Source organism: Coleofasciculaceae cyanobacterium (assembly GCA_036703275.1).
In the GTDB taxonomy this organism is placed as follows: domain Bacteria; phylum Cyanobacteriota; class Cyanobacteriia; order Cyanobacteriales; family Xenococcaceae; genus Waterburya.
This window is the reverse complement of sequence record DATNPK010000070.1, coordinates 121,222-133,512: the sequence shown is the minus strand read 5'-3', so window position 1 is coordinate 133,512 and position 12,291 is coordinate 121,222. Positions and strand designations below refer to the sequence as shown.

Annotated in this window: 10 protein-coding genes; 2 read left to right on the top strand and 8 right to left on the bottom strand. The window is 40.0% G+C overall.

Annotated elements, in window-relative coordinates; genetic code table 11:
- Nucleotides 1-93: 93 nt before the first annotated feature.
- The 4 genes from V6C71_13150 to V6C71_13135 form a co-directional block, all read right to left on the bottom strand.
- Nucleotides 94-1,512, bottom strand: a complete 1,419-nt coding sequence (locus V6C71_13150; protein ID HEY9769419.1) for a hypothetical protein — start codon at nucleotides 1,510-1,512, stop codon at nucleotides 94-96.
- Nucleotides 1,513-1,658: 146 nt separating this feature from the next.
- Nucleotides 1,659-2,111, bottom strand: coding sequence for an EamA family transporter (locus tag V6C71_13145; protein ID HEY9769418.1), 453 nt, complete (start codon nucleotides 2,109-2,111; stop codon nucleotides 1,659-1,661).
- 393 nt (nucleotides 2,112-2,504) lie between these two features.
- Complete coding sequence (locus tag V6C71_13140; GenBank protein ID HEY9769417.1) at nucleotides 2,505-3,401, bottom strand: CoA-binding protein; 897 nt, start codon at nucleotides 3,399-3,401, stop codon at nucleotides 2,505-2,507.
- A 158-nt stretch (nucleotides 3,402-3,559) separates the two neighbouring features.
- A complete protein-coding gene (locus V6C71_13135; protein ID HEY9769416.1) occupies nucleotides 3,560-4,843 on the bottom strand; it encodes an ATP-grasp domain-containing protein in 1,284 nt (427 codons plus the stop codon).
- A gap of 609 nt (nucleotides 4,844-5,452) precedes the next feature.
- On the opposite strand from V6C71_13135, the gene V6C71_13130 reads away from it, so the two are divergent.
- Complete coding sequence (locus V6C71_13130; protein ID HEY9769415.1) at nucleotides 5,453-6,205, top strand: hypothetical protein; 753 nt, start codon at nucleotides 5,453-5,455, stop codon at nucleotides 6,203-6,205.
- A gap of 90 nt (nucleotides 6,206-6,295) precedes the next feature.
- On the opposite strand, the gene ruvX is transcribed toward V6C71_13130, so the two are convergent.
- From ruvX to V6C71_13110, 4 genes are all read right to left on the bottom strand, one after another.
- The gene (gene ruvX, locus V6C71_13125; protein ID HEY9769414.1) at nucleotides 6,296-6,739 is read right to left on the bottom strand and encodes a Holliday junction resolvase RuvX; all 444 of its coding nucleotides are present in this window, start codon (nucleotides 6,737-6,739) and stop codon (nucleotides 6,296-6,298) included.
- Between the two features lie 121 nt (nucleotides 6,740-6,860).
- A complete protein-coding gene (locus V6C71_13120) occupies nucleotides 6,861-8,156 on the bottom strand; it encodes a GNAT family N-acetyltransferase (GenBank protein HEY9769413.1) in 1,296 nt (431 codons plus the stop codon).
- 10 nt (nucleotides 8,157-8,166) lie between these two features.
- A complete protein-coding gene (locus tag V6C71_13115) occupies nucleotides 8,167-8,442 on the bottom strand; it encodes a hypothetical protein (protein HEY9769412.1) in 276 nt (91 codons plus the stop codon).
- Nucleotides 8,443-8,543: 101 nt separating this feature from the next.
- Nucleotides 8,544-9,953 (bottom strand): tetratricopeptide repeat protein, encoded by a 1,410-nt coding sequence (locus V6C71_13110; GenBank protein ID HEY9769411.1) that lies wholly within the window; start codon nucleotides 9,951-9,953, stop codon nucleotides 8,544-8,546.
- A gap of 121 nt (nucleotides 9,954-10,074) precedes the next feature.
- On the opposite strand from V6C71_13110, the gene V6C71_13105 reads away from it, so the two are divergent.
- Nucleotides 10,075-12,288 carry a DNA polymerase III subunit gamma/tau gene (locus V6C71_13105; GenBank protein ID HEY9769410.1) on the top strand — a complete coding sequence of 738 codons (2,214 nt, stop codon included), beginning with the start codon at nucleotides 10,075-10,077 and terminating at the stop codon, nucleotides 12,286-12,288.
- The last annotated feature ends 3 nt before the right edge of the window (nucleotides 12,289-12,291 follow it).

Genomic DNA, 12,291 nt, shown 5'->3' with positions numbered 1-12,291 from the left:
TATTTTTTGGGGCTAGGTTTTAACCAAGCAAAACTCAGGCATTCAAGTTGCCAAGCAACTTGCGCCCTCTTAACTATTTTTAACTATTTCGCTTTACAATCCTCTAGATATTTGCCAATATCTCTGAACTAGTTGATAGCGGAAAGCATAGATATTCCCAGAAAGATTATCTTTCTGGATCAAATAATAGTCTTTGAGCAGAAGTCGCAAAACAGTCCTGGCTATTTCCTTGTCTTTGGTTTCAGGTTCGCTTTTTAAGTACTGCCATAGCCGAGAAAACGAGGTAGGAGGATTAATTGAAAGAATATCTAAAATCTCTAGGGCATAAGGTTTTTGCACCTCATTATAATAATTATCAATACGTTCGCGATAGTGATCCATCTTCCACAGGTTTAAGGGACTACGCAAACATTCATCAATCACGTCTGAAATCTCTTCGGCGGTGATTTCTTCAACTGCATCTTTGAATTGATTAATTAAATGATGAATATAAAAAGGAATGCAGTCAACGGCTGAGGCAATATCTGCTGCGGTTTGTTGTAAATCGGCAACAGCGATGTCTTCCCCTGCCAAAAGATTAATCGTTAACTCGGTCGCAGCGTCTAAATCTAGTGGTTGACCTTCTATGGGATACATATCATTGGTCGGATCGTTACTGTAGCCAGCCTTCTGTAGATTCTTAATAATGTGGTGCAAACCAATTGAGCCAGAAAAGATCATCCGTACATCTGGATAAGTTTGACGAAGCGATCGCAAGTTATCTAAAATTTCCATGGCATCGCGATCGCTAAAGTTACCCAACATATGAGGCATCTCATCCCAAATCAGCACAATCTGTTTGTCTTGCAGCGTTACTAAATCTTCAATAGTTTTAGTTAAAAGAGTTTTCCAGTGAACTGCTGATTCGGGAAACTGATAACCATCAAAATAATTACCAGTCAATTCACTCAGATATTCTCTAACTCTTCTGGCTTTACCCGACTCTCTAAGATATGTTTCTGTATCTTGCCATACTGCCTCGACAAACTCAATTGGAGTTCTAATTCCCTCTAAATCTCGATAGATTGGCAGCATATCTACTGGTGCTTCGGCGCTCATTTTTTTTAAGATGCTGCTTTTACCAATTCTTCTCTCGCCACTAAAAATTAGGCTTTGTTGTCTTAGCCTCTCCCACAGACTCTCGATCAACTCTTCTCTACCGACGACTTCATCTGGAGAAATTTGTCCTCCTGGATTAGCTTTAAAGTCTTCTTGCTTAAACTTAAAGCTTTTGATATTATCGTTCCATTCCCTCTCTGGCTCAGAAGCGATCTTCCAATCGAGATCTAATTCTTGACACAGACGAATAAAAACATTCAAAGCAACCGGCTTACAATTGACAAACTTAGAGACTGAAGATCTTGATATTTCTAGGCGTTCGGCAATAGAACGTTGAGTCAATTGCTTGATTGCCAGAGATTCTTCTACTTTCGGTATCCATTCGCTGTTTAACTGTAATGAGCTACGTGCCATATTGCTTTACTTGTGTTGTAAGATAACCGCAGAAATTGAGCTTGGAGGATGCGTGGGCTTCCCGCGCATATCCAACCAAGCTGTTGAGACTGTCTTAAGCTATCACAACTAATCTTACTAAAATAAAATTGTTTAAAATCGTTGCTTTAAGATTCTTTTGCCGATATTGCCAAATAATTAAATAAACTCAACTGTTCGGCAAAGAGTAGCATTGCCAAAATTGCTGCAATTAGAATTGACAGCATTGATACTGCGATAAATCCTGAAGAGAATTTAGCCAAACTATAGGTTAAAAGCCCTTGTCCGATCGCCTGAGAAATTAATCTTAGACCGATAACTGCTAGCCAACCAGTGACAGAAACTGGTCGTAAACGCTCTCTGACAAAGACTAGAGGCAACAGAAATAAACTACCAGTCAGACTCGTCCACTGCATGATTAAAGCAGTAGAAAACTGCACTCTTAACTGTTCTAAGCTTAAAATACTAATCGCGGAAAATATGGCTGCTACTAAAGCTGCTCTATCCCTAGTTAAATGACTTGCTGCTGCCTGTAAGTCTTCAATTCCAATTGCCACTGCGCCTAATACTGCTACTGCCATCCCGAGTAAAAATCGTCGGAAAAATTATTGACGAAAGATGAGCCAGCCCCCCAAAGTAGTGAAGATCGGCATCATATTATTAAGCAAAGTCGAATTAGCGATACTGGTTTGAGTTAATGGCCATACCCAAAGTGCCAATGAAATAGCAAAACTAATTCCAGCTATTAATAGTAGAGCGATCGCCCGACCTGTATAAGCAGGTTGAGCTAAGGTTGTATCTAGATTGTCCTGATTAAATACTTTAAAAGTATTCCAAATGCTAAAAGCGACAGCAGCAATGAATAGGCGATCGCAGGTTATGGCATTAGGCTTAATCTCGGTTTCGGCGATCTCTATAAGAATTGAAGTCGCAGCAATTGCTAATAGTTAGTAATTTTATTTACGCACAAGATCTTATGGCTCTGCTGATAATGCCTTTTGAATCAGCGGCGGAATTTCGCTAGGTTTATTAGCTACTTTAATGCCAATTTTCTTCAATTTGTCGACTGTTTGGCGATCGCGATTGACGGCTGGGATCGAACCAGATAAATAATTGCTAATAATAGTAATCGCGTCATAATAAACTTTTTCTTGCGGTGCTTTTAATCCAGCTAGGTAAATAATTACGGGCTTATTGTAACCATGATTTCTACTGTAGGCGATAATTTCTTCAGTTTCGTTGATTCTTTGCCCGATGGAAACAATTGCCGTGGTGTTAGGGTCTTGATTTAAAATTGATAACCAATAGGTCAAACTAGAACCAACAATACGGTCATCGCCCAAACTAACAACCATTGATTGTCCAAGATTAGCAGCATTTAACTCGACAGCAACTTCATAACAGAGATGTTGACTAGAGGTAATTAAACCGACTGTGCCTGGTTGATAAAACTGCGGCTGTAAATTGCCGAGCCAAGACTGTTGAGGAATTATCATCCCATCGCTACCAGGACCCAAGATTAGGGTGTTGGTTTTCTTCGCGTGCCTAATCAGTTCAATGGTATCTAAAGGGGGTACTTTGGGGGTTAAAATGACAAGCCGATCGATGCCCGCGGCAATCGCTTCTCGAGCAGCATCCAGCACCTGATAGGAATCAACAAATATTAAGCTCATATCTATCTTGTCTACCTGAGCCTGAACCTGTTCGATTAAATCAAATACAGGTATGTCTCCTACTTTTGTACCACCACTGCCAGGACTTATACCCGCCACAATATCGGTACCATAGGCTTTCATTTGCACGGCGCAAAAAGCAGCCCGATTTGAGGTTATTCCTTGAACAATAACTTTGTTTGGGGGAGACCAATTCATAAAATAAGAAGAGTTTTCGGCTGAAAATTGTCAGGTAAATCGAATAAAAAAAGCTAAATCAAAAAACTAGCGCGGTTTGAATCAGGATCACAAAACATCAACTTGGCTATGCCCGAGCGAGTTGCTACAACAGAGAAACTCGCTCGGGCAAAATGTCTTTAATTAGATTTAACCATAGCGATCGCCTCCAAAATTGCTGTTTCTAAATTACTAGCTAGATAAACATTGTCTATTAATGGCAAATCATTAAGATTATCTTTATTTAATAACCGTAGAATAAAGTAAGGTGTAGCCCCAAACGTCCGATCGGATGGCAAATTCTGATAATCTACTTTTTGACTACTGCCGCTGTTTGAGAGAATAGTATTCTTGACCAATACCTGTTCTTCTCTAGAGGGTAAAGTTGATTCCGCCACAGCACGGCAATAGTCGATAATAGTTTGGACAGCTTCAAGACTAACGGCTTCTGATTCCCAAATATTTAAGACAATTACTTTAATTCCTTTGAGCGACTCTAGCTGCGCCAAAATTTCTAATAGTTTTTCTCGATACAACTTTAGATTATCGGCTTCGGCAATAAGATTATTTTCGAGTAGCGCACTGCAAGCAGGAGTAACTTTATGTTGTTTAAATAAGTCCCAGGTTAATAGTGCCGAGTCGAAACTACTGCAAATCATGGCAACTTTACCCGTTTTATACTGCCAATCGAGCCAACGCCAGCTAATTTGACTCAAGTTTTGACTGGTTTTCAAGCAGCTATGATCATTGATTTTTCTTGGCTGTTGGGAAAAGTTTAAGGTTTCGACAATTGGTTGTCTTGCCAAAGCACGATCGTTAACTGTTATTTTGCCATCTAAAGCCATCAGCTCGCCTTTAGTGTTAACTCCCAAAGGGTTAATTTCAATTAAGTCAAGGTCTTTTTCGGCGAACAAACGATACATTTTGCCAATAATTTCGCTGACAGAGCAAATTAGTTTTCCCGATAATCCCATACTGGCAGCTAAACGACGAGCATAAAATGGAGAAAATTCCCCATCAACTACTACCTGCTGTAGATTAGTCAGTAATAAATCTACATTCATCCCCCCAAAGGCCGAACCCAGCAACACGGGCGAGCGTAAATCGTAATCTAGAACAATTGCTAAAAATAGCTCTCTTTCAGTGTTGTAATGGGCTTCTGCTAAAATAACTTCAGGATATTCTCCGAGAATAGACAGATTAAAAATATTGCGTGCAGCAGCGATCGCATCAATTGTATTGGCGACAAAACGCACTCCCCCAGCTTTTCCTCTCCCGCCAGATCTAACCTGAGACTTTAAAACCACAGGATAGGGAATTTGCAACTGCTTAATCTTTCTTGAATCTTTAATTGTCTGAGAAGGTAAAATAGGAATACCTACGATTCTAAATAATTCTTTAGCCTGATACTCTAGTAGCTCCATGTTGTGATTGATATTATGTTCTTGATTATTGATTAAGAATTGACCTAGGTTACATCGCTTTAGCTGGAACTGATGAGCGATCGCAGGTTGAACAACTGGTGATTAAATTGATTCAGGCGATCGCTAAATTAAGACGCTGTTTGGCATAATATTTAAGAAAGATTGGCATAAATTAATTGATTATTTTTTCTTTACAGTTTAAAGTAGCTAATTTATTACTATTAGGTTAATTTGTTATCGTATGTTTAGATTGTTGAATTATTAAATTATTTACCTGCCATCTTGAAAATTCGGTCATGAAGCAATTATGATAGGTACTGCTTAAAAGTCTAACCTTTCTGGATGGAAACAGTTGTTAAAAAGTAGCAAGCGTATATAATAATCACGCCGAGGTTTTAGACTGTTGTGCCAAACTTATGTTTTGGTATCGCTCAAAGTTTGTTGCTTTGGTTGCAACTACTCTCAACTCCTAATATAGATAGATTGACAATTCAACTATGCCCGATAAATATTACGGACTTTTTTTTCACTCGATTACAGTAGCCAGATCAACAATTCGACAACCAAGCATTTGAAAAGAGCAAAAATACTGTTCGGCTCACAACACCGATGGCAAGACATCACAACTCTCATAACTATGGAAGGGGAATGGAAAAAGTTGTAATTATTATTAATGCTGAGGTTAGCGATCAAGGAAAGTTAATTTCAGCGTCGCCTGTAACTCAGAAGATGGTTGAAGCTTTGCAGCGTAGTATTGCAAATTCACCATCGAAGGCTGTAGAAATCATCTCTGCTGCCACTCTTTGGTCGAGAAATTTTAAAACTACTAAAAGAGACAAAAACAACGACTCAACAATATACTGTCCTTTGACAATTCAGCTACCAGATTATTTTAATTTTCCCCAAAGCAGAATATACTCCGCCTGCAAAGACATCAATGCTAGAAGGCGTTGGGTGGAAAAAAATTTAGGATTTAAAACCAGCGTAGGTGATTCATGGCTGGGGCATCTCTGGTTGCCGATAATTATGACCGACAAACCTGTGTTTGCAGAGATAATCAGCGAAGGACCAATGCCTAACTCTTATGAACATCCAGTGAGAATACCAAAAGTTCAGCAAAAATCGCTTCATGGTTTAGCAGAGCAGCTACTAGATTCGTTAGACGCATCACCAGCAACCTACCTACTCCAGTTTAGTCTGTATAATGGCGAGATTGTATTTGACCGACTTTGGCCTTTTCCGGCTGCACCTGCCTTGATTACCCTAAAAACTCAGCAGCCCGATTTGTTTACCTGTCACTGGCATTGTCTAACCAATCAACCCATCGCTAACATCAATATCTCCGATCCAATGCCGATATAGTTGAAGGGATGAATGAATAAGTTATGAGGGCGGAGGCAAAAATAAAGGATAATAAGGATAAGATCGTAATATCTATATTCTCCTCATTCTTTATTCTTCCTCTTTCATTCTCTTAACCCGTCGCATATCAAGCCACTGCTGCAAAATTATGGCTGCCGCAAGGCGGTCAACTGCGCCTTTATTGCGGGTGGAAAAGTTTTTTTTAGCTTTGAGTTGTGCTTCTGCTTCAACAGAGGTTAAACGCTCATCTACGTATTCGATCGGCAGTTGTAAACTACTGGAGATTTTATTAGCAAATTTCTGTACCTGCTTTGCCTGAAATCCTACAGTACCATCTAAGTTATAGGGCAGACCAATGATTAAAATCTTTATTTCTCTTTCTGCGATCAGATCTTTTAACTGCTCAATATCTTCAGCCCATGAAGTTCGGTAAATTGTAGTTAAACCAGTAGCAATTAAACCAGTGCCATCGCACCCAGCCACTCCCATCCGCTTTTTTCCGACATCTAATCCCAAAGCTGAAACTTTTTTCATGCCCAAAAATATTAACTATTTATCGAAAATATCATATTGAGCAGCCAAGCAACATTTAGCTTTAAATGGAATGTCAACACTTAAAAATATAAGCTTGATTTTTCTTGGGCGATCATTAATGCTAAACTAAACCACCGTTAGGAGGTTTAAAAGATTCTCCAGCATTACTTTTTTCTGCACTCACAAACTGGCTAGATTTAGAACGAAAAATATTTTTTTGCCTGACGATATTTTGATAAGAACTAGAAAGAGATTTTAACCAAGATATACGAGAAGGAATAGGTGCGCGAGCGGGTTTGAGCCCCTGAAGAACGTCTGACAACTGTAATCCTTCTAGTGGCTTAGCTTCTTTTATTTTGTGCCATACAGAGCGAGACATTAAAAGAGTATGCTCTACGGAGGTAGCTCCAATTTTATTGAAGTACTCTTCCCTTTCTGGTTGATAATCAGCCGAAACTATCTCCAAAGGCTGAGAATATAGTTGGTTGTCATTAGACAAACCGCGTTTTCGATCTATCGACTCCTGAACGATCTGCGCCATTTTAGCAGTTAGCTTCGGATAAAGCCAAGTGTAAGCAGGATTTACTGTTAACTGCGCTCGATGAGGACGACAACCATCTTTAGAAGATTCAAGTCTAAAATAGCCAATTGCTGCCTTGCGTTGGGGTTCAAGAACATAGCCGCTAACTATATCTGTACCATTAAGCCAGAGTCTGATTTGGCTCACCGCATTTTGCACAATGCTGCTTTTAAAATCCTCTACGTGACGATCAAAAACTTGGCGCAGTAGAGGAGGCATAGATACGCAGTCTAGTTGGTATAAAAGTGGTGCGTCAACGTTACTGATGGGTAAAAAGTTGGGCAAATCGGGATCTTGTTGTGCTAATTGAGCAATTAGTTCTGAAGATATCTGCCAATAAGTCATCTGTGCCAAAGGCTGAAAACCATTTTCTCGATAAAGAGCTAAATGATTTTTTTCATTGACGTTTACCTCCAGCATCCAAGTTCGTGCTTCCCAAATATTCTGTAAGCAGTGACGCAGCAGCTGTGAACCAATTTCTTTCTGAGTTTTGAGTAATTCTAACTGAGGAGAATTGCTGTTGAGCAACACCCTTTCAACTCTCCAAGTGCTACGGGTACTGTTGAGAGAAGCAACCTGAATTAGACCTAAAACTGCATCGAGGTGTTGAGCAACGTAAACTCGCCAACCGTGATAGTAGGAACGAGGCAAAAGACTAAGAAATCTTTTTAGTCCATACCAAGAACCAACTTGTTCTAGTTCTCTATCGATAGTTATCAGACGCTTGGAAGTCTCTTTGGCAACACATTCACTCACCAAAGCATTAATTGCATCCACGTCACGATATTGAAGAGGACGAACTATAAGCTGTTCATTATTAGGTACAGATGAAGTCATGATTTTTTAGTTAATCAACCCTTTCTAATTGCCATAAAATTTGATTGCCTTCTCGTCTTACTCTTGATACAACCCAGTTGCGCCAAGACCAATGATCGCCCCTGCTAGTGACAGCACTGGCGTTGATATCCATAAGATCTGCGAGTTCGGAACTGCTAATCAAATAACCTTTACCAGCTATCTCTTCAGCGATTCTCAAAGTATCAATTAAATTTCTTAATTGAGTTACTCTTTCTTCGCTCGATATTCTGGTTTCTTCCATTGTGCTGTTCGATGATTCAGTCATAGATACCTAGATTTAAATAAATTAATAGCTAAATTCTGAAGATGTAATTACATCTTCAGAATAATAAAGTTTACCCGATATCTTGATTACCGTCATTTTAGCTAATTTGAACGAGAATTATCTGCTACTAGGTTAATATATCTTGAACGTCCTAGCTGAAAATCAGGCTTAATTTCTAAAGCTTTTTCATAGCTAGCGATCGCGTCTTGCCATCTCTCTAGCTGTTCTAAGGCGCAACCTCGGTTGTACCAAAACAAATGATTTCCTGGCATAATTTTAAGGGCATTACTCCAGCTATTAACTGCTTCTGACCAATTTTGGAGCTGGTACAGAGCATGAGCGCGGTCATTCCAAGCTTGATAGTTATCGGGGTCAATAGTCAAAGCATTCTCGAACGAATCTATTGCCGCTTCGTAATTCCCTAGACGGCCCAAAGCACTACCCCGATTGTGCCATGCTTCTGATAAGTTAGGATCGATCTTTAAGGCTTTTTCCCATGAAGCGATCGCTTTTTTAAATTCTCCTGCACTAACTTGTTTTAAGCCCAGATCGAACCAGCTTTCAACCAGCTCTAAACTAGACTCATCAAGTTTATTAGGCACAACTTCTCTACTCTGTTTTGGATTAACCACAGAGAGATTGAGTTTTTGGGATATTTGCTGCGCTAGCTCTTCATCTTCTTGGATTAGTTGCATCACCTGCTGCATATCAATTGCTACGGGATCATTATCTTTAAAATCAGGATGTTTGACCGAAGATAATACATTGAGGTTTGCTGGTGTATTATCTATTAACAATAGCTCTGCTGCTTCTGGCTCGGCTTGGTATTTTGCCGGATTATTTAAATTTTCAAGAAGAGTCGAATCGAGTGCAACCTCTTCTATACTATTAATATTGGTAGTATTAGTTTCACTTAGTTGGGCTAATGGCTCAGAAAACAACTTATTAGGTTCTGTCTCTTCAACCGTAGGAGAATCAAAAGCTGCAAGCTCATTTGGTAATTTAATTGATAATTCTGGTTCTGTTTCTAGCTTTAATTTAGAAGGCTGGGAAACAACATCTGGTCCAACGTATTCCCAAATCATTGCTTGAGTGTTGCCAAATAACAATTCTCTCCCCATACGATATGATGCTGCGCCGATTTGATTAATTTCTTCAGTACTAGATTGAGTTAGTTCTCCTAAACGAATCATTATTGTTCCTAGCTGATGCTTAGACTGAACTGGTAGACTTGATACCCTGGCTTGGAATCGGTTTAACCATGCAACCCAATCTGCCTGTTTACCGCGAGCGCCTAGCTGTTTGAAAAACCTAGCAATTCGCCGATCGTGCCAACCATGAGCAATTCCTTCTAATAGCTGGTTGAATAAAAATTCATAATCGGCATCTGATAAGCAAGTAATAGATTTCAATTTACTGTCTTCAGACTTTGGTAGGTCTTGATTTGCGTGAGATGAGTTGGAGTTTGACTGTTGGTTATCCTGCTTGACTTGTCCAATCGTGTGACTCATTTACTTAGATCAAATATACTGATTTTACAAGTGAAGTTAAACTTATTTCACTAAATACTGCTCAATTGTACAGGGATATTTTTCTACTCACTAGTGGAAAATAGAAAAATCCACCTCAACTATGGCTTACGAACCTCTTCATCATAAATATCGACCACAAACTTTTGGCGATTTAGTTGGTCAAGAAACAATCGCCTTGACCCTCAGCAATGCCCTAAAACAAGCAAAAATCGCTCCTGCTTATTTATTTACTGGGCCAAGAGGAACGGGAAAAACCTCGAGTGCCAGAATTTTAGCAAAATCTCTCAATTGTTTGTCCAGCAGTAAGCCTACTCCTCATCCCTGTGGTCGATGTGAGGTCTGCTTAGCGATCGCTAAAAGTTCCGCATTAGACGTGATGGAAATTGATGCTGCTAGCAACACGGGGGTAGACAATATTCGAGAAATAATCGAGCGATCGCGGTTTGCCCCAGTTCAATGTCGCTACAAGATCTATACGATCGACGAGTGCCATATGCTTAGTACGGCAGCGTTTAATGCTTTACTTAAGACTTTAGAAGAACCACCACCACAAGTTGTCTTTATTTTAGCAACGACAGATCCTCAGCGAGTCCTTTCGACAATTATTTCTCGTTGTCAGCGGTTTGACTATCGACGTATTCCCCTAGCCGATATGACTGCTCATTTGCGACTTATTGCCGATGCGGAGAAGATTGCGATCGCCGATGATGCTTTAACTCTAATTGCTCAAATTGCTAACGGTGGTTTGCGAGATGCCGAAAGTTTATTGGATCAGTTGAGCTTATTGCCTGAAACAATTTCTGTATCTAGGGTATGGGATTTGGTAGGTGCAGTACCAGAGCAAGATTTATTCAAGCTACTTCAAGCAATAAATGACAATGATTCTCTAGCAGTTTTACAACAGTGCCGTAGTCTTCTCGATCGAGGCAGAGAGCCTCTAGTTGTGTTGCAGAATTTGGCTAGTTTCTATCTTAATTTACTGATTGCTAAAACCGCCCCTCAGCGTCTCGATTTAACCGCTGTTACCGAAACCTGCTGGCAACAATTGTGTATCGAAGCAGCTAACTGGGACACTGCTTCAATTTTGCGCGGACAACAACAGCTAAGAGATGCAGAAACTCAACTAAAGCATACTACTCAACCTCGTCTTTGGTTGGAAGTAACTTTATTAGGATTATTGCCTGAGGTAAATACGGGGATTGCTAACCAACCTGTAAAGGTAGTAAATCCAGTAGCTACTCCTAACAACCTTAAATCAACCGCGAATGCTGAGTCAACTCAAAAAATCAACCAGCAGCATAATGTTTCAGTAAACGTTGCTACACCTGAGCTAATTGTCGCCGAAACACCCTTTGCACCTCAGCGGCTACTTGAGTCTGCAGCGTTAGTCGAAGGACATGAGCGACATAGTGCCGAGCAAAATGCTGAGCAAAATAACGCCACAAATATCAAAGCTGCTTTAGGAAATACTACGCCAGTCACATCTGTTCCAGCTTCTGAGTCATTGGCTGAGATTCCGCCTAACTCACAGCAAGATCCTGTTGCTAATCAAGAGATATGGAGTAAGGTTGTTAGCTGTTTGCAACCCCCGACAACTCAAGCATTGTTAAAGCAGCAGTGTCACTTGGTTAGCTTTGATGGATCGAGCGCGATCGTTGGTATTAGTTCTGCCAAGCTACAAAAACTTAATCAAGGGAAAGTTCCTAACATTGAAGCTGCATTTGCTAAAGTATGTCAACGCAAAATTAAAGTTCAGTTGGAAGTCGCTAATCTCAAAGATACTTTAACCAAAAATATGGCATCTACCAGGAATTTTGCTGCTGAGATGCCAAAACCTACACCAAATATAAGTCCTACTTCGCCGCCAACCAACAAACTTACAACATCTGAATCCAAAGCAGTCGAATCTCAGTTTAAATCAAATAGCCTGCCAACCCAAGATCGAGTCGCGCCAAAATTTGGCTCAAATCTAGATCCAGTCAACTCTTCTACCAAAAACAACATTCTTGAGCCCAATAGCAACATAGCCAAAGTTAGAGTTATTGGGCAAAGCACTTCCGTCATAACGTCGACAATCCTACCTGAAAACAACCTTACCGTTTCTCAAGCAACTGGTGAATCGGTCAGCCAAGATTACGCCGATAATGACTTACAACAAGCTATAGATAATTTGACCCAAAGTTTTGAAGGAGAGGTAGTTCAGTTAGACAACATTGCCGAAGAATCTCTCGAAGCGTCTGAAAGGTTGGAACAGTCAGAGGCAAGTTTTTCTAGCCTATATGTAGATGAAGAAGATGATGATGAAGAATGGTAATTG